Annotated in this window: 17 protein-coding genes and 3 pseudogenes; 7 read left to right on the plus strand and 13 right to left on the minus strand. The window is 68.2% G+C overall.

The window, feature by feature from the left end:
* Positions 1 to 785: 785 nt before the first annotated feature.
* Positions 786 to 1,313 carry an NUDIX hydrolase gene (locus ACFVYE_RS30725; RefSeq protein WP_383977324.1) on the plus strand — a complete coding sequence of 176 codons (528 nt, stop codon included), beginning with the start codon at positions 786 to 788 and terminating at the stop codon, positions 1,311 to 1,313.
* A gap of 183 nt (positions 1,314 to 1,496) precedes the next feature.
* On the opposite strand, the pseudogene ACFVYE_RS30730 reads toward ACFVYE_RS30725, so the two are convergent.
* From ACFVYE_RS30730 to ACFVYE_RS30760, 7 genes and pseudogenes are all read right to left on the minus strand, one after another.
* Positions 1,497 to 1,604 (minus strand): annotated as a pseudogene (locus ACFVYE_RS30730) (DNA-binding response regulator); the annotation flags it as partial.
* Between the two features lie 62 nt (positions 1,605 to 1,666).
* Positions 1,667 to 1,762: pseudogene (locus tag ACFVYE_RS30735) on the minus strand (hypothetical protein); the annotation flags it as partial.
* 189 nt (positions 1,763 to 1,951) lie between these two features.
* Entirely contained in the window at positions 1,952 to 2,566 is a 615-nt protein-coding gene (locus ACFVYE_RS30740; RefSeq protein ID WP_389607770.1) for a GAP family protein, read from the minus strand.
* Between the two features lies 1 nt (position 2,567).
* Positions 2,568 to 2,813 (minus strand): DUF1214 domain-containing protein, encoded by a 246-nt coding sequence (locus ACFVYE_RS30745; RefSeq protein ID WP_383977319.1) that lies wholly within the window; start codon positions 2,811 to 2,813, stop codon positions 2,568 to 2,570.
* Positions 2,810 to 3,268 (minus strand): ATP-binding protein, encoded by a 459-nt coding sequence (locus ACFVYE_RS30750; RefSeq protein ID WP_383977317.1) that lies wholly within the window; start codon positions 3,266 to 3,268, stop codon positions 2,810 to 2,812. The genes ACFVYE_RS30745 and ACFVYE_RS30750 overlap by 4 nt, the downstream gene beginning before the upstream one ends.
* A 27-nt stretch (positions 3,269 to 3,295) precedes the next feature.
* Entirely contained in the window at positions 3,296 to 4,666 is a 1,371-nt protein-coding gene (locus ACFVYE_RS30755) for an APC family permease (protein ID WP_383977314.1), read from the minus strand.
* Entirely contained in the window at positions 4,663 to 5,541 is an 879-nt protein-coding gene (locus ACFVYE_RS30760; protein WP_383977327.1) for a carbon-nitrogen hydrolase family protein, read from the minus strand. Before ACFVYE_RS30760 ends, ACFVYE_RS30755 begins: the two co-directional genes overlap by 4 nt.
* Before the next feature lie 209 nt (positions 5,542 to 5,750).
* Between ACFVYE_RS30760 and ACFVYE_RS30765 the strand changes: the two genes are divergently transcribed.
* Positions 5,751 to 6,647 (plus strand): LysR family transcriptional regulator, encoded by an 897-nt coding sequence (locus tag ACFVYE_RS30765; protein WP_383977311.1) that lies wholly within the window; start codon positions 5,751 to 5,753, stop codon positions 6,645 to 6,647.
* 207 nt (positions 6,648 to 6,854) lie between these two features.
* Positions 6,855 to 8,705, plus strand: coding sequence for a hypothetical protein (locus tag ACFVYE_RS30770; RefSeq protein ID WP_383977308.1), 1,851 nt, complete (start codon positions 6,855 to 6,857; stop codon positions 8,703 to 8,705).
* A gap of 596 nt (positions 8,706 to 9,301) precedes the next feature.
* Here ACFVYE_RS30770 and ACFVYE_RS30775 read toward each other — a convergent pair.
* From ACFVYE_RS30775 to ACFVYE_RS30785, 3 genes and pseudogenes are all read right to left on the minus strand, one after another.
* Positions 9,302 to 9,958 (minus strand): MMPL family transporter, encoded by a 657-nt coding sequence (locus ACFVYE_RS30775; protein ID WP_383970356.1) that lies wholly within the window; start codon positions 9,956 to 9,958, stop codon positions 9,302 to 9,304.
* A gap of 16 nt (positions 9,959 to 9,974) precedes the next feature.
* A pseudogene (locus ACFVYE_RS30780) lies at positions 9,975 to 10,169 on the minus strand (DUF2064 domain-containing protein); the annotation flags it as partial.
* Positions 10,170 to 10,284: 115 nt separating this feature from the next.
* Positions 10,285 to 10,788: an FBP domain-containing protein gene (locus tag ACFVYE_RS30785; RefSeq protein ID WP_383970353.1), complete on the minus strand. Its 504-nt coding sequence runs from the start codon at positions 10,786 to 10,788 to the stop codon at positions 10,285 to 10,287.
* A 132-nt stretch (positions 10,789 to 10,920) separates the two neighbouring features.
* Between ACFVYE_RS30785 and ACFVYE_RS30790 the strand changes: the two genes are divergently transcribed.
* From ACFVYE_RS30790 to ACFVYE_RS30800, 3 genes are all read left to right on the plus strand, one after another.
* The gene (locus ACFVYE_RS30790) at positions 10,921 to 11,145 is read left to right on the plus strand and encodes a hypothetical protein (RefSeq protein ID WP_383970350.1); all 225 of its coding nucleotides are present in this window, start codon (positions 10,921 to 10,923) and stop codon (positions 11,143 to 11,145) included.
* A 157-nt stretch (positions 11,146 to 11,302) separates the two neighbouring features.
* Positions 11,303 to 11,476 carry a hypothetical protein gene (locus tag ACFVYE_RS30795; RefSeq protein WP_383970347.1) on the plus strand — a complete coding sequence of 58 codons (174 nt, stop codon included), beginning with the start codon at positions 11,303 to 11,305 and terminating at the stop codon, positions 11,474 to 11,476.
* Positions 11,477 to 12,078: 602 nt separating this feature from the next.
* Positions 12,079 to 12,882, plus strand: coding sequence for an SGNH/GDSL hydrolase family protein (locus ACFVYE_RS30800; RefSeq protein ID WP_383970344.1), 804 nt, complete (start codon positions 12,079 to 12,081; stop codon positions 12,880 to 12,882).
* Between the two features lie 137 nt (positions 12,883 to 13,019).
* Here ACFVYE_RS30800 and ACFVYE_RS30805 read toward each other — a convergent pair whose 3' ends face one another.
* Positions 13,020 to 14,468: an MFS transporter gene (locus tag ACFVYE_RS30805; RefSeq protein ID WP_383970341.1), complete on the minus strand. Its 1,449-nt coding sequence runs from the start codon at positions 14,466 to 14,468 to the stop codon at positions 13,020 to 13,022.
* Positions 14,469 to 14,514: 46 nt separating this feature from the next.
* Here ACFVYE_RS30805 and ACFVYE_RS30810 point away from each other — a divergent pair, with 46 nt between their 5' ends.
* Positions 14,515 to 15,060, plus strand: a complete 546-nt coding sequence (locus ACFVYE_RS30810) for a winged helix-turn-helix transcriptional regulator (protein WP_389607771.1) — start codon at positions 14,515 to 14,517, stop codon at positions 15,058 to 15,060.
* Between the two features lie 149 nt (positions 15,061 to 15,209).
* On the opposite strand, the gene ACFVYE_RS30815 is transcribed toward ACFVYE_RS30810, so the two are convergent.
* Complete coding sequence (locus tag ACFVYE_RS30815) at positions 15,210 to 15,599, minus strand: nuclear transport factor 2 family protein (protein ID WP_383970336.1); 390 nt, start codon at positions 15,597 to 15,599, stop codon at positions 15,210 to 15,212.
* A 53-nt stretch (positions 15,600 to 15,652) separates the two neighbouring features.
* Complete coding sequence (locus ACFVYE_RS30820) at positions 15,653 to 16,489, minus strand: class I SAM-dependent methyltransferase (RefSeq protein ID WP_383970333.1); 837 nt, start codon at positions 16,487 to 16,489, stop codon at positions 15,653 to 15,655.
* Positions 16,490 to 16,500: the final 11 nt, after the last annotated feature.

The following is a 16,500-nucleotide window of genomic DNA, read 5'->3' on the forward strand; positions in this document are numbered from 1 at the left end:
GTTGTGGGGTGTTTTGTGGTGTTTTTGCCCCGGCCCAAACTTTTCTTTTGTTTATTTTACCCCCCGGTTGGCCCCGGGGGGGGGGGGGGGGGGCCCCCCCCCCCCCCCCAGCCCCGAAGGAACTGCTACACCATCTGCCGACCCTGATACTGCGCCGGCCTTCTATTTCCGCTGACCCGACCTGGAAGTTGTCGGGGGTGCGGGGATCGCGGTTGCTTGACCGGAGACCACCTCGCTATCGATGTCCTGCGGTACCCGGGCTCAAAACTTCCACCCGGGCGATCCTGATGGCGCCTGGCTCCTCCGTTCTTCCCTCTGGGATCATCACTTACCTACTGCTGGTACTGCTCTCCTGCGTACTGCTCTGTGGCCTGTGCCAGCGCCACTTTTCGACAGCCAGCCCCGTCGCCCGTCCTGCATCTGCTCTGGCTTAGAACCCCACTGCCGAACCTCCCGGTGCGCGCGTCCGCAGCCGACGCCTTCACCGAGGTGCTCACTGACTTCACTGCTGCGTACTGCACTTGCGGGTACTGCTCACGGCGGCCCCTGATCACTGCGGGCCACCCGGTCCGGTCGTCAGTCCCGTCGCCGTCCTGCAACAACCCTGGCTTCGGAACTCCACCACCGCACCGTCCTGCGAACTGCAACTGCGGTTACTGCTGCCCGGCAGTTCGTCTCTGCCGGACCCTGCTGTCTCTCTGGGCTACGAGAGAAACCATAACCACACCACCACCCAATGTCTACTCCGGCCGACATAGATTTCCGATACCCGGGCGGAGAGATAGTTGGCCTCGGTCACGGAACGGGTGTGCGGCGGCCCCGCTCCAGCCAGGCTCGCCCGCTCCGACCAGCGCCGTTACGCGCAGGCTCGACGCCGAGGCCGACCTCACCTCGCGCAAGAGTTCCGCGGCCACGTCACGGCGGGCGCCGTCCTGGCCGATCCGGACGGACGCATCCTCCACATCCGCCACCTCGCCCTGAACCGCTGGCTGCTGCCCGGAGGCCACCTGGAACCCCAGGACAGCAACCTTCTCGCAGCAGCTCAAGGGGAGTTGTCCGAGGAGACCGGCATTCCGGCTGCCGTGGTCATTCCGGCCGGTCACCTGCCCATCCACATCGACGCCCACTCGATCCCTGCCAACCCAGCCAAGAGGGAATCAGAGCACCACCACTTCGACTTCCGGTTCCTCTTCCGTAAGTCCGCAGATGTAGTGGAGTTGCAGACCGAGGAGGTCACCGCAGCGGTCTGGCGCAATGCGGACACCATCGCCAATGAAGCTCTGCGGGACCGCGTGCTGCGCGCCTTGCGCTGACTGAGGTCCGCGGGTAGCCCAGCGTGCAAGTACGCGTACAGCCCTTCGCGCGTTCACGCCGGCGATCAGGGTGATGCCCGGGGGTGGCAGCCGCAGGTTATTTCGGACAACGCTGAACACGCAACAGACCGAGTCCGTAATGCTGTTGGGCTGAGCGCGGCTGCTGATGCACCGCTGTGCCGATCACTCGCGGGTCAGACCCCACTCGCCGGCGCGTACTCCGGCCTGGAAGCGCGAGCCCGCGTTGAGAGCGACGAGGAGTTCCGCGACCCGGCGGCGGTAGGTGCGCACGTGTCGGACAGAACGCTCTGCGAGGTCAGGGCGATGGCGCTGGTGAGGGTCGTGACCATCAGGACGGTGCGGGAGGTCAGCGAGCCCACGATCGCCGGGACGACGCCCGCGTACAGGCCGGCCACCGGGTTGAACCCGGCGATGGCCGCGTACGCCATGCCCTCGGGGATGGAGAACAGCCGGTGACGAAGCCGGAGCTAAGGTCGGACGGCTTCGGCTTGCCCAGGCGGAGTTTTCCCGGCCGGGAAGACAGACGCCGCGGCTCCCCGGGCCCGGGCACGGTCAGCTCGCCAGGCCGCTGATGGCGTCGCCAATGTACTTCACGCCGAGGACGACGAGCACGGTCGTCATAATCGCCGCATTGTGGGCGGCATCCACGCCTTCCAATCCCCCAGCACTTTCGTGGACTTGGCGCCGCCGACGAGGTAGACGCCGAGCGGCAGCACGGTGCACAGCGAGGCGATGGCGACCATGAGGACGGCGGCGACCGTCTTGCCGCCTGCCGATGCCGTACTGGAGGCGATGGAGACCGCGCCGCCGACCGCGAGGACGAGGTTCTTGGGGTTGGCGACGGCGAGCGCGGCGGCGAGCCCGGCCGACTTTCCCGGCGTGAAGGAGTCGATGGCCTTCATCCACCCCGGCGGCTCGGCATCGTGGCCCTCCCTCGGTCGGTCCCTGATCTGTTTGACGCCCATGAGTAGGAACAGTGCGCCGAGCGCGAGCTTGAGCCACCCGGTCCAGGTGGCCGGTTCGCCGTCGCCCGTGGCGGCGTCCGCGCCGGAACCTGCCAGGACCACCACCGCCACCAGCACGGCCAGTGAGCTCACCCAACCCGCCGTGAAGGCAGTGCCGTTGGCTCGGCCCTTGGGTGTGGCCAGCATCAGGATCACTGCGATGAGGGGGAGCGGGCTGATGGCGATGCCCACCGCGGAGGCCAGCATCTGGCCGATCGCGTCTCCCATGTCAGTCCACCCTCTCGGTCTTCTCGATGCGGGGCAGGGTGTAACTCCCGTCCAAGACCTGCGGCTTGGGCGTGTAGAGGCGGATCATCGGGCGGAAGTCGCCGGCCGGTGCGGGCAGCCAGTTCGCCGGTCCTTCGGCGGGCTCGGCGTGCTGGGTGCGCAGGGTCAGCGAGTCGTCGGCGGCGTGCGTCAGGCCCGGGGTGCGGTCGCCGATCGAGTAGCGTTGCGTGAGGCCCAGAGCGGTCATCGACGAGGGCCTGCCGGAAGGGTGAGTACGGCGATGACGATCTTTCCGTTCTCGGTCTCCTCGACCGACCAGGCACTGGCGAGGCTGTCCACGATGAACAGGCCGCGCCCGCTTGAAGCCACCGTCCCTTCGTCAACAGATGAGTTCGAAGGTCGGACAGGGACGGCAGTGATGTCGGCCCCGCGGTCAACGACGCCCAACGCCGCACCGAACTCGTAGACCTCAACCCTTATGAGGACCGCACCGCTGCTGTGCTGGATGGCGTTGGCGATGAGCTCGCTGGCCACCAGCATGGCGTCGAAGAGGTGATCCTCCGCCTTGCCGTCCAGGACGTCGGCCAGGACGGTACGGGCGGCGCGCTGCGGGGCATCGAGTCCGTCGAGCACCACATCACGGTGGATCAGCAGGTCTCCGAGGCTCCGGTCATGTACCAGTTCAGCGGTTGTCGGGGGCACCCTCGTCTCCTCGCATCGGGAGGGGAGTTACGCGGTGACTGCGTCCGTGGCCTCGGTGTCGTCGTCGAAGGTCATCTCCGGTGCGGGTCGGCGGAAGCCCTTGGTCAGGACGGCCAGGTAGACGACGCCGATCGCCAGCCAGACGCCGCCGATCTGGAGTGCGACGTCATCGAGCTTCGTGAGCAGGTAGAGGGAAACGCCGGCGCCGATGGCCGGCATCACCAGGTACGAGAAGAGGTTGGGGGTGCGGCCGTGTCTGCGCTCTCGGACCAGGTGGGCGATCACGCAGATGTTCACCAGGGTGAAGCCGAGGAAGGCGCCGAAGTTGATGAATGAGGTGGCTGTGGTGAGGTCGAGTTTCATGGCGATGACACCGGCGGCCGCGGTCAGCAGCAGGTTCAGGACGGGCGTGCCGGTCTTCTTCGACAGGTTGCCGAAGACGGCCTTGGGCAGTGCGCCGTCGCGTCCCATGACGTACATGAGGCGGGCGGCGGAGGCTTGCAGGGCGATACAGGAGGCGATGGATCCGGCGATGGTGACGAAGTTGATGATCTCGGCGTACGTCTCGCCGCCGACCTGGACCTTCAGGTGGTAGGCGGCCGCGTCGACGTCGGCGAACTTCGCGCCGGGGTGGACCAGTTGCATCACGAAGGACAGCACGATGAAGATCGCTCCGGCGGCGATGACGCAGCCGATGATGCCGCGGCCGATCGTCCTCGCCCCGCCCCTGGCCTCTTCGCCCAGCGTGGAGACGGCGTCGAAGCCGAGGAAGGAGTACGCGGCGATGGCGGCGGCCGCCGTGACCGCGCCGATCGAAGTGCCGGAGTTCCACAGGGCGTCCGTGGCGGGGGCGGAGGAGCCGTGCTTGCCGAGGAAGACGACACATAGGGTGGCGAAGAGGACCAGCGACCCCAGAGCGATGAACATCAGGACCTTGTTGACGCGGTCCGCGAGCTTCATGCCGAAGACGTTGATGGCGGTGGTGATGCCCACCGAGACAATCAGCCAGACCCACTTGGGTATCTCGGGGAACTGGGCGTTGAAGTAGATCGCCGTGATCAGCCAGCCGACCATCGGGATGAAGAAGTAGTCGAGCAGCATCGCCCAGCCGGACAGGAAACCGATGCGGCTGTCGAGCATCTTGCGGGCGTAGGTGTAGACCGACCCCGCGCCGGGCACGGCGCGCGCCATCTTCGCGTAACTCAGCCCGGTGAGCAGCATCGCGAGGGTGGCGATGGCGAACGCGGTCGGGGCCGCGCCGCCGCTGGTGGCGGCGACCACGCCGAACATCGTGACGACGATGCCGGGGGAGATGTAGGCCAGGCCGAACAGGACGACGGAGAAGAGGCTCAGGTCGCCCTTCAGTCTCATGGTGTTCCCAGTGGTCTCGCTGGTCATCGTGGTGGCTCCTCGGTGGTGTGGGCGGGGTTCCAGGTGGCGGGGTCGATGCGGCCCCCGTACAGCGGGAGTTCGAGGGCTGGGTCGCCGGGGCGGAACTGGTCCCAGATCCGGTTGAGACCGGCGGTGCCGTAGCGGCGGACGTTGCTGACCTCGTCGAGGTCGATCACGTCGGTGAGGGTGGAGTCGCCGGCGTCGACGGTTTCGGCGCGCACCGTGCCCTGTGGATCGATGACGAGGCTGCGGCCGGTCCCTGATGGGGCAGCGGAATTGACGCTGGCGACGAAGACCTGATTGGTGATGGCGTTGGCGCGGTTGAGGACGACTTCCTGTGCGCGGTCGCTCGTCGACGTGCGGACCACGTTGACGATCAGCTCTGCGCCCATCCAGGCCAGATGGCGGGAGATCTCCGGGAACCAGGTGTCGTAGCAGATGGACAGTCCGATGCGGCCGACCCCGGCGAGGTCGACGACCTCGAACCGGTTGCCGGGTGTGGTCGTCTCGTACGGGCGCCACGGGCAGATCTTGCGGTACGCGGCGAGGCGCTCACCCTGTGGTGAATAGACCGGTGTCGTGTTGTGGACACGGTCGCCGGTGCCTCGCTCGTAGACGCTGCCGGGCACCAGCCAGATACCCAGATCCCCCGCCAGCTCGGCGAAGGCCGCATCACGTTTGCCGTCGAGCGGCTCGGCCTCCTCCTCCGGGGCGGCCGGGACGCCGGGGGCGCTCTCGCCGAGGTGCAGTTCGGGGTAGACGACGAGGGCGCCGGGTGCGCGCAGTTTCACGCGCCGCTCCACGTCGGCGGCAAAGCCTGTGAGGTCGTCGGCCGGGCGGCCGGGCGCCTGGGCGAGGATCAGGGGCAGGGGGCGGGCCATGCGGGAACCAGCCAATCGAAGGATTGTTGTACGAGGAGAAGTCGACGGAGATTCGGGCGCCGACGGCCAGAGATTCCGGACGGCGGGGCCGAGGGTGGGACAAGAATGCAGCCAGTCGGCCATAGCTTCAAATACTTGTAAGGGTTTGTTAACATGCCTTTGAGGCATGACGGTGTCATGCCTCCTCCGTCTCCCGAAGGACCACCGCCATGGAACTCCGAGTGCTGCGCTACTTCCTGACCATCGTGGAAACCGGTTCCGTCACCAAGGCTGCCGAGGCGGTCCGCGTCGCCCAGCCCTCGCTGTCGCGCCAACTGCGCGGCCTGGAAGGGACCTTGGGGATGACACTCTTCGACCGCGGCGGTAAGCAGATGGTCCTGACGGCGGCCGGCCAGCGCTTCCTTCCCCTGGCCCGCGACCTGGTCGCCCGCGCGGACACCGCCGAGGCCGCAGTCGGTGCGCTGGCTGCCGGTTGTGCCATGCGGATCACCGTGGCGGCGCCGCCCACCACCATCACCGACGTGATCGCGCCGTTCCTGGCCACCTGGGGGCCGGAGGATCCGCTCGTCACCGTGCAGGCGGAGAGTCCGGCACATGCGTACCAGGCCCTTGCGAGGGGCGCCGATGTAGCCATCTCCTCGGCACCTTCGAGGCGCCGTTTCGCCGGGCTCCCGGTGGCCCACCTGCCGCTGTGGGCCTACGTCCGTGCCGACCATGCCTGGGCGGACCGGGACCGCGTCACCATCAGGGAACTTGCCGCGGAGCCCCTCATCGTCCTCACCCCGGCACACGGCACCCGCCGCATCCTGGACCATGCCGTGCAGGATGCGGACGCCTCGTACGACATCGTGCTCGAATGCGACACCCCGCACGTCGCACAGGCCATGGCGGCCTCGGGCCATGGTGTCGCGGTGGTCTCCGACGATCCCCGCTTCGACCTGCACCCACTGCTGATCCTCGACAACACGGGCGAACCGCTGCAGATCCACCTGCACGCGGCGTGGGACGCCGGGCACTATGCGCTGCGCAGCATCGAGGCATTCGCGGCCGGGTTGTCACGTTTTTGTGTCGAGCGGTACGGGCCACAGGTCGCCGCCCGCCTATGAACTGCAGCGACGACTACGGACCACGGCCCTCACCACGACGCGAGGCGTGAGCGCACGCCGACCCGACGGCCGACAGGCCAAGGAGAGCTGGAGGTATGCCTGGCAGGCAGCCCGACCAGACCGGACAGGCATTGGACGGCGGCCCCGGTGCGACCCACCATGCGGCGGTATCCCGCATCAGCTGCCAGCCCGAGAGGACATCGGACCATGCCGAGACCGTTCCCCACCCGACGGCTACGCCGTGCCGCTACCGTCGCCCCCGTGCTCGCGGGGCTGTTCGCCGTCCCGCCACCGACGATGGCGGCACCCGCCGCAAACGCCACAACCGCCGCAACCGCACCCGTACCGGGTGATCCGCTCACCGGAAGCGGCGCGGTGAACCGGACCGAACTCACCGCCGGCCAACTCACCGGAGGCAGCGCCGAGGACACCGTCTCCGACAGCGCCTTCGCCCTGTCGGCGCAAGCGGCGCCTCCCACCCACAGCTTCGAAGGCACCCTCACCCTCAACGGCCTTTCCACCGCCGGCGGATTCCGCGCACTGAAAGACCCGAACGGATACGCAGACACAGCGGCGACCCGGCACCTGCCACCGGTCGACATCGCGCTCGTACAGAACGGCAGCCACCTCGTCCCGGCGAAGCGCGGGTTGCAGTACACGGGGAACCAGGCGTGGAACCTGGCGGTGGGACCCGGCCGCGCGTGGAACGAGGACGGCGACGGCCAACGCACCCGCGCCTCCCTGCCGTTCGCGCTCGTCGAGCGCAACGCCAACTGCGTGCACAACGGCACCCTGACATTCCTCTTCGACGACACATCGGTCTCCGAAGTCCGCTACCAGATCACCGCGGAGACCTGCGAGTACTTCCAGTTCGACATGTGGGGCCAGGTACCGGCCGACTACCGGCCCGGCCCCGTCGACGGCGCCGAGAACCTGCGCGACGCATATGCCTCCGAGGTCAAGGACCGGCTCCCGACCAAGCCCATCTCGGCGCTGGCCACCGACTACCCGGACAGTGGTGTGGACGTGACGAAGTTCGGCTCCGGCATCACGCCGTCCGCGCTGAGCACCTTCGGCGTCAACTTCCACGGAGTCCACTACGTGGGCAACTGTCGCACCAGGCAAGGGGAGTACCCGTTCTGCGGCCAGATGCTTCTGCCTTCGTACTCGACCGCGAAGTCGGCGTTCGCGGGAACAGCCATGCTGCGTCTGGTGCAGCGCTACGGTCCGGCCGTGGCCCAGGAGAAGCTCTCCGACCGAATCCCTGAGACCGCCGGCAACGCTGCCTGGAGCGGCGTCACCCTCGACCACACCCTCGACATGGCCACCGGGAACTACACCTCGCCCGGCTACGAGAGGGACGAATCGGGCAGAACCATGGCGAACTTCTTCGCAGCCGAGCCCTACGCCGACAAGATGCGACCCGCTCTGTCCTTCCCGCGTCGGGCCAGCCCCGGCAGCAAGTGGGTCTACCACACCTCCGACACTTTCCTCGTTGCCCAAGCGATGAACAACTACCTGCAGGAGAAGACCGGTTCGGACGCCGACATCTTCGACATGCTCCGCGACGACGTGCTCCAACCCATCGGCATCGGGCCCGACTCCCTCGTCTCCTCCCGCACCGACAACAGCCCCGGCGGAGCCCCCTTCGGCGGCTACGGCATGTTCTGGACGCAGGACTCCATCGCCAAGTTCGCGAAATTCCTCAACAACGACCACGGCACCGTCAACGGCGAGCAGATACTCGACCCGGCACTGCTCGCGGCCACCATGCAACACACACCGGAGGACCGGGGCATGACCACCACCGGCACCAAGCCCATGAAGTACCAGAACGGCTTCTGGGGCCGAGAGTTCACTTCCGCCGACAACCCCGCCTACACCAGCCCCTTCTACGTACCCTTCATGTCGGGATACGGCGGCATCACCGTCGCGATGATGCCGAACGGCGCCACCTACTACTACTTCAGCGACAACAACGAGTTCAGCTGGAACGCCGCCGTCGCCGAAGCCAACAAGCTGGCGCCCATGCCCAGCGCGGCAGCTACTGCGAGATAGACCCCATCGAACGCACCCTAGGGGCGGACAGTTCAGCCTCCTGCGTGTATTCACGCTCCTGCCCGTCGGGTACTACAACCGATGGGCAGGAGCGTGCCCGGGTGCGCCATTCGAACCCGTGCCGAGGACGGTACCGAGCCAGCAGGCATCCGCCCGAGAGGCGGCGCCGCGACCGAGGGATCGCCGAGATCGGCGCCAAGAACGAGCTGTAGCCCGACTCACTGCAGCCCTACGGGCCCAGCATGAACACACCAGGAGCACCCGGACGGGGAGCCATCTGGGAGCCGACTCGCTCCCCCAGGCCATCCGGGACAGCGCGAGACCCACCCAGCCCAACGCGCCGACCTGGGCAAACAGCGAACCGGCAGGTGTCGATCTTGACCGAACCTCATTCGGGACGAAGAGGTCGTGGGTTCAAATCCCGCCACCCCGACAGCTGAAATACCAGGTCAGGGGCCTGATCCACTTAGTGGATCAGGCCCCTGAGTGGTTTCTGGGGATCGTTTGGGGAGAATCCGGGAGAAGGCCTTGGTCGGGGTCTCCCCACGGACAGCCTGCGGTCACCTGCGAAGTGGGGCGCTTGAAGGCAACTGTACTTATGCCATCGCGAAGCCGGTTGCCGCGTTCGCCAACGGCCGAGTGTCGACCGAGCCTGCCGCACCCTCGGCCCAGGAAGGCTCCGCCGACGGAGCGCGCGCGATCAAGCCGGCCCTGCGGCTCCAGGCCCGCTCTCCGAGCAGGGACATCGCGGCCGGCAGCAGCACACCGCGTACAACGGTGGCGTCGACGAGGATGGCCAGTGCCATGCCGAGGCTCAGCATCTTGTACTCGATGACGGACAAGGTCATGAAGACCGTGAAGACACCGGTCATGATGAGCGCCGCGCCACTGACGACGCCCGCACTGGCCGCTATGCCTCCGACCACCGCCTCACGCGGCTCCGTGCCCGCGAGCCACCGTTCCCTGATCCGGCCGAGAATGAAGATGTGGTAGTCCATGCCCAGGCCGAACAGGATGATGAACATGAAAAACGGTAGCCAACTCACCACTCCCTCATAGGAGTTGAACCTCAGGAGCGACTCCGGGTTGCCGTCCTGGAAGACCAGGGTCAGCACCCCGCAAGCAGCGCCGATGGACAGCAGATTGAGCAGGACCGAAGCCGGCGGGATGGTCCGTGACCGGAACGTCACCGCGAGCAGGAGCAACGCGAGGCCGAGGATGAACGCGAAGACGATCGGGGTCCGGCTGTTCACCTGGTCAGTGCAGCGTGGCGAGCCCGAGGGCCCAGAAGCCGCCGTCGCCCGCCGGCCCGAACCAGGCGTCGCAGCAACCGAATTCGAGTCCGGTGGCCGGGAGTGCCGGAGTCACCTGCGGGGTGTCCATGCCGATCAGCAGTACCGGCCCGCCACATCGGGCGAAGGCCGCGGCCAGCCGTTCGTCGAGCTCGCCCGGGCACTGCGGCACAGAGGGCCGTCACGGCCCTGGCCCCGGCTCACCACGGTCCGGACAGGGCAGGCCTTCCCCTCCCCGTCGGACGATTCTGCTTCCTTACGGGGTGACGGCCTGTGCTCGTCAGGGCTTACGCGTCGGTGACCTTGGCCGTGAAGGCATCCAGATTGCCCGACATACGCGCGAGGCGCTCGTCCAGCGTCAGGGACTCCTCGTACCGCCCGGAACGCAGCTTCGGCTGCCGCTTGCCACGCAGATACAGAGGGCAGGCGAGGTCCGCGCAGATGTAGATACCGACCGTGTTGCCCTCGCGGCCCCGGGCGCCCGCCAAGGGGGCGGCGAGCAGGGTGACCCCGGAGGAGGCATGACCTGTCAGGCAGACCTGGCACATGCTGGACTTCACGGCGCTGGTACGCCTCACGGAGGGTATACGCAGAGATATCCCCAGCGGACCCTCTGCCCGTGGCACCACGAGGTGTGCCCGCAGCGGCGCTCCCGGATCCACCCACCCCAGGAAATCCAGGTCCTCCCAGGGCAGTTCGGCGAAGTCGAGCGGCAGCCGAAGCCGCGCCGCCTCACCCTTGGTGCAGTTCGCGAAGGATGAGCGGATCTGTTTCTCACTGAGCGGTTCCACGGGCATCGACCCTATGTCCGCCCCAACCGGCCCGCATCCCAATATTCGCGTGATCCGCCGGACAGGACCTGCATCGCGTCGGGCTCCCTCCCGGACCCGCTGGTACGCCCCGGGGCGCCGCCCACCCTCGTCATGCACGACCCCGAGGACCACGTCGCTCCCCTCGACCGGATACGCCGCTTCCGCGACCGGATGACCACCGAGGGCGACCACTGCCCCCTCGTGGAGTACCCGGGGGCGGACCACGGCTTCTTCGACTTGAGCACGGACGGTCGCTACGGCACGACAGTCGAGGAAGCGGTCGGCTTCCTCCTGGACGACACCCCGCCGACGGGTGCCCACGCGGCGCGGATCTGATCAGCGAAGGGGCGGATACCCGTCCTGCGGCCAGTCCACTGCCGACCGGCATCGACGCAAGCGCACTCAACAGCAGTCGCCCGAAATGCACCCTTCGCACTCACATGTGAATCTTGTAGTGGCCCATCGTCCGATATCCGCTACAGGAGGCACGATCGTGGGCAAGAAGCAGAGTCGGCAGAACCGAGGTGCCCGCACCGGCGGCCATGAACGCAGCGCTGCTCCGGAGACGAAGGAACAGACGCCGCAGCCAACGGCTGCCCAGGACACAGTGCGCTCGATCTCGGAGCAGGTCTCCCACCGGAAGCAGCGGAGGTTCGGCCACAACTGACCCTCGTAGATCTACGACAACCGCCCTCTGTGGCGGCATCCCGATACGGGAACGCCGCCACAGAGGGCGGTTTTTTTCGTGCCCTGCGTTCGTCGCCGTCCGACCGGAGTGGGGGCCGGGCGACGCATCGGTGATACGGGGGACGACTGCCGGCCGGGGAGCGCGACGGCCGTGCCCACAGGGGCATGACGGCGTTGATCCCCATGTGATCTCGGCGGGCCCAGCCCTTCGACAGAGCCCGTACCGCAGCCGACTTGCAGGCGGTACGCGACGAGCGCGAACCGCTCCTCGGTGAACAGGTCGCCGGACGCCTCAAGTTGAAACCCGCCTCCCGCAGCGTGGGGCCTGGCCACGGGGCCTCCGCCACCCGAACGTGCAGATGCCGCACGGAGATTCAGGCGGGGATTCATGCGGGGATTCATGCGGGGATTCAGGCAGCCCGAGAGGTTTATCTACGCGCGGAGCTCTCGCGACCGAACGATCATTCGGGCATATCAGACCAGTTCTTACGCAGCTATTACCGGCGAGTACCAACAGCTGCTAGAAACGTGGCGCTCAATCAACCCCCCACCCACCCCCCACACTTCGGAGGGCTGACAGCCATGTCAGTACGGAGATTCTGGGCGTCCGCATCCACTCTGATCCTCGCCGCCGTGGCCGCTCTGGGCATCGCCCAGCCGGCCTCGGCATCCTCGGCCGCCGCCGGCGGGTACGTCGCGCTCGGCGACTCGTACTCGTCCGGCGTCGGCGCGGGGAGCTATCTCTCGGACAGCGGCGACTGCCGCCGCAGCACCAACGCCTACCCCTACCTCTGGGCAGCTGCCAACTCACCTTCCTCTTTCGCCTTCGTCGCCTGTTCGGGCGCCACGACCAGTTCGGTGGCCGGCAGCCAGCTGGGTGCGCTGAGCTCGTCCACCGGCCTGGTCAGCGTCACGGCGGGCGGCAACGACGTCGGCTTCGCCGCTGTCATGCAGGACTGCGTGCTGTCCAGCGAGGCCACCTGCCTGAGCAGCTTGGGCTCGGCCGTGTCGCAGATGCAGAACTCACTTCCGTCTGGCCTCAGTTCGCTCTATGGCTCCATCCGGTCGCGGGCCCCGCAGGCACATGTCGTGGTGCTGGGATACCCGCGCTTCTACCAGCTGAGCGGCAGCTGCATCGCCGGGCTCTCCGAGAAGGAGCGGGCGGCCATCAACAACGCGTCCGACGTCCTGAACGGTGTCATCGCCAAGCAGGCGGCCGATGCCGGGTTCACGTTCTCCAGCGTGGTGGACGAGTTCACCGGGCATGAGCTGTGCTCCGGTGACGCATGGCTCAACAGTGTGACGCTCCCCATCTACAACTCGTACCACCCCAAGGCCGCCGGACAGTCGGGCGGCTACCTTCCGGCCTTCCGCTCGGCCGCGTAGGACGCGGACGACGGAGGTACAGAAGCGCGGCGGGCCGCCGGGGATGTTCCGGCCACCCACCGCGCTTCTGTTGCGTTCGGGCACGGGCATATTGCCTCGGGCGCAGGAGATGTCGCTTCACGCGCGGGCGTGTCGCTTCAGGCGCGGGCAGCGGTGTCCCGCCGGTGCAGGGCGAGGGCGGTCGCAGCGGCGAATACGGCGGTGGCTGCGGCCGCCCACCAGCTGTGCCGGAATGCGTCGAGCGCCTCTGCCGGTCCGTCAGGGGCGCCGAGCAGCGTGACCATCAGGGCGACACCCAGCACCGAACCCGTCTGGCGGGCCATCGTGGTGACGGCTGACCCGGTGGCGAAACGGGTGGGCGGAAGAGCCACGGCGGCCGCGCCGACCAGGGTGGGAAGGGCGAAGCCGACGCCGATACCGGTGATCATCATGCCGGGGAGGAAACCGCTCGCATAGTGCGGAGCCGTATCGAGTGCGACGGCCCACCAGGCCAGCCCGACGGCGAACAGCAGGCAGCCGAGTGCGGCGGTGCGGCCCGCACCGATGCGGCTGACGACCGGACCCGAGAGGACGGCGAGCGCGGGTACGACCAACGGCCCCGGCGCGATGGCGAGTCCGGTACGGATCGCCGAGTACCCCCACACCTGCTGGCACCAGAGCACAGACGTCAGCAGCATCGCCGCGAACGCGACAGTGAAGAGCAGAGCTGCGAGGGTGGCCGTCGCGAAGGCCCGGGTACGCAGCATCGGCAGTTCGACGACCGGGGCCGGGTGCCGGGCGGAGCGCAGCCAGAAGCCCGCGGCGAGGACGGCAGTCGCGACCAGCGGACCGAGGACACCCGGCGAACTCCAGCCCCAGGCATCGGCCTTGACCAGGGCGAGCGCCAGTGCGCCGATCGCGAGGGTGAGCAGAACGGCACCGAAGAGGTCCGGGAAGGGACCCTCGCGGTGCGGGCGGGCGTCAGGCAGCAACCGGGCGCCCGCGATCAGGCCGATCGCACCGACCGGCACATTGACGAGGAAGACCCAGCGCCAGTCCGCTTCCACGAGTACGCCACCGACCACCGGCCCCAGACCGGCCGCGATGCCGCCGATCGCCGCCCAGTTGCGGATGGCCCGGGGGCGACGCTCCGCCGGGGTGTTGACGAGCAGGAGGGCGAGCGACGTCGGCATGAGGGCGGCGGCTCCGACGGCCTGCAGGACGCGGGCGGCCACCAGCCAGCCGACGCCGGGGGCGACCGCACAGAGCGCGGAGGCGGCGGTGAAGACCGCAAGACCGAGGAGGAAGCCTCGGCGGTGTCCGTACCGGTCGGCGAGCCGGCCCGCGACGACGAGCAGAGCGGCGAAGACGATCGCATACGCGTTGAGCACCCAGGACAGCGAGGCGAGCGAGCTGCCGTCGAAGGCGTCACCGAGGGCGGGAACCGCGACATTGACGATGAACAGGTCGAGATTCACGACGAAGACACCGGCCGAAATGATCCAGACGGTGGCGCGGGAGGGGGCCGGGGCAGCCGCACGGCCAGTCGCGGAGGCAACCTCGGAGGCAACCTCAAAAGGGGGTGGGTTTGATTTTCCAACTGTCATGGCGGCAAGGTAGCGCCAGTGAGTTTGAGATGGCAACCTTGTAGTGATGAGTACTGCACAGGAACCCCACGCCCCCACCGCCCCGGCGTTCTCGCTGCCCGGCCGGCCGTGCTCGGCCGCCGCCGCGCTGCATGTGGTGGGTGAGAAATGGGCGCTGCTCGCGGTGCGCGAGATCTTCTTCGGCAACCACCGGTTCGAGGCGATCGCCCGCAACACCGGCGCGCCCCGGGACCGCCTCGCGGCCCGGCTGCGCTCACTGGAGCAGGCAGGGGTGGTCGAGCGGCGGCCCTACAACGAACGGCCGCCGCGCTACGAGTACCACCTGACCGAGTCCGGTCGTGATCTCGCGCCGGTGATCCGGGCCCTGCTGGACTGGGGCGACCGGTGGGTGCTGGAGGAGCAGCCGGTGGTCATGATCCATGAACCGGCGGCGGAGGCCGGCCGCGAGGACTCGCACGCGCACGATCTCGATGCGGCGTGGATCTGCCGCACGTGCGGCGAAGAGGTCGTGATGAACACGCTGACGGTCGATGTCCGCGCCCCCGGGTGGGACCGTGCGGGGCCCAAGGAATCAAGCCCGTCCGGCAATTGAGGGCGGGGGAGGCGAAGGAAGGGGCGAGGACGAAGTCAGAGGCGCAGGCGCGACCGGAGGACCCAGAACCCGGCGAACGCCCACTGCCGCCATCACGCCCCGCGCCTCGTTCCCCGTCTTCCCCGTCCCCCCGCCCCGTCCGATCGGTGTCAGTACCGCTCGACGAGGTGCTCCCGGCCCGCCGGGGGCTCGTACGGCTCGGGCCGGAAGTCGGTGATCCCGCTGATCCGCCCCTCAGCGTCGAACGTGAAGAAGTGGATGGCGTGCAACTCCTGCGGGCCAACCGTGAAAAGCGTCCGGACAGCGACCTGCTGCCCCTCCCGGTCGGCCACGACCCGTTCGACGCGGACGTGCCAGTCCCCCGGGTACTCCCGGTTGAACTGCACGTACCGCTCCTTCCCGCGGATGCGTTCGCGAGTCTGCGGCAGGTCGTACAGCACCTCGTCGGCGAGCGTCGTGGCGAAGGTGTCCCAGTCGCGGTTGTCGGCCGCGGTCCAGTACGCCTTCACCGCCGTGCGCAGATCAGCAGTCGTGGTCATGGTTCGAGTCTGAACCCCACCACTGACAATGGGCCTTGAGTGCCGGCCTTCGGTCAGGAGCCGGCCGGACGCGACGCCTTGACCGAGTACATCAGCGGGATGCGCGGACGGTCGGCGGGGAAGCGGTAGAAGCCGTCGCCGTGCCGCTCCAGCGCCGAGAAGCGGGCGAAGAGCGAGACGTCGTGCTCGTGCAGGAACTCGATCCGCAGCCCGGCGGCTGCCAGCGCCGACACCACGTCGCCGATCGGGTGCTGCCATTCGACGCTGCGGTTGTGGACGGTCGGTGCGTCGAAGTCCGCGTAAGTGCCCGGCGTCTCGTCCACCCATGCGTCGTGGCTGAAGTAGTCGTGGACGACCTTCGCGCCGGTGGAGTCGTCGAGGCAGTCCGTGAGCGGATGGAACTCCGCGAGGTAGAGGAAGCCGCCGGGCGCCACGAGCGATGCGGCGGTCTCGGCCCAGCGCCGTGTGTCGGGCAGCCAGTTCAGCGCGCCGACGCCGGTGTAGACGATGTCGTACGACGAGTCCGGGACGGCCTCCGCGGCGTCATGGACATCGGCGGCGACGAACGCTGCCCGGTCCTGGGCGAACCCCAGCTCGCGGGCCAGGCCACGCGCGGTCTCCACGGCCGGTTCGGAGAAGTCCAGACCGACGACGTGTGCGGCGCCGTGCCGGGCCCAGGAGAGGGTGTCGACCCCGATGTGGCACTGCAGATGCAGCAGCGACTTGCCCGTGACGTCCCCGACCTCGGCGAGTTCGAAGTCGCGCAGGGCGTCCTTGCCGGCGCGGAAGGAATCCAGGTCGTAGAAGTCGCTCCCGGCGTGGATGGGAACCCGCTCGTCCCAGAGCGCGCGGTTGGCCTCGTGCCAGCCGGCGGGGGTCGGTGCATGCATGCCCGGGAGGT

This window comes from Streptomyces sp. NPDC058239, assembly GCF_042882185.1.
Lineage (GTDB): Bacteria > Actinomycetota > Actinomycetes > Streptomycetales > Streptomycetaceae > Streptomyces.

Coding starts and splice junctions, on each gene's coding strand:
- ACFVYE_RS30760 (WP_383977327.1), bottom strand. CDS start 5,541: ATGGCCCGCCCCCTGCCCCTGATCCTCGCCCAGGCGCCCGGCCGCCCG.
- ACFVYE_RS30770 (WP_383977308.1), top strand. CDS start 6,855: ATGCCGAGACCGTTCCCCACCCGACGGCTACGCCGTGCCGCTACCGTC.
- ACFVYE_RS30800 (WP_383970344.1), top strand. CDS start 12,079: ATGTCAGTACGGAGATTCTGGGCGTCCGCATCCACTCTGATCCTCGCC.
- ACFVYE_RS30790 (WP_383970350.1), top strand. CDS start 10,921: ATGCACGACCCCGAGGACCACGTCGCTCCCCTCGACCGGATACGCCGC.
- ACFVYE_RS30815 (WP_383970336.1), bottom strand. CDS start 15,599: ATGACCACGACTGCTGATCTGCGCACGGCGGTGAAGGCGTACTGGACC.
- ACFVYE_RS30765 (WP_383977311.1), top strand. CDS start 5,751: ATGGAACTCCGAGTGCTGCGCTACTTCCTGACCATCGTGGAAACCGGT.
- ACFVYE_RS30755 (WP_383977314.1), bottom strand. CDS start 4,666: ATGACCAGCGAGACCACTGGGAACACCATGAGACTGAAGGGCGACCTG.
- ACFVYE_RS30740 (WP_389607770.1), bottom strand. CDS start 2,566: ATGGGAGACGCGATCGGCCAGATGCTGGCCTCCGCGGTGGGCATCGCC.
- ACFVYE_RS30810 (WP_389607771.1), top strand. CDS start 14,515: ATGAGTACTGCACAGGAACCCCACGCCCCCACCGCCCCGGCGTTCTCG.
- ACFVYE_RS30820 (WP_383970333.1), bottom strand. CDS start 16,489: ATGCATGCACCGACCCCCGCCGGCTGGCACGAGGCCAACCGCGCGCTC.
- ACFVYE_RS30745 (WP_383977319.1), bottom strand. CDS start 2,813: ATGACCGCTCTGGGCCTCACGCAACGCTACTCGATCGGCGACCGCACC.
- ACFVYE_RS30805 (WP_383970341.1), bottom strand. CDS start 14,468: ATGACAGTTGGAAAATCAAACCCACCCCCTTTTGAGGTTGCCTCCGAG.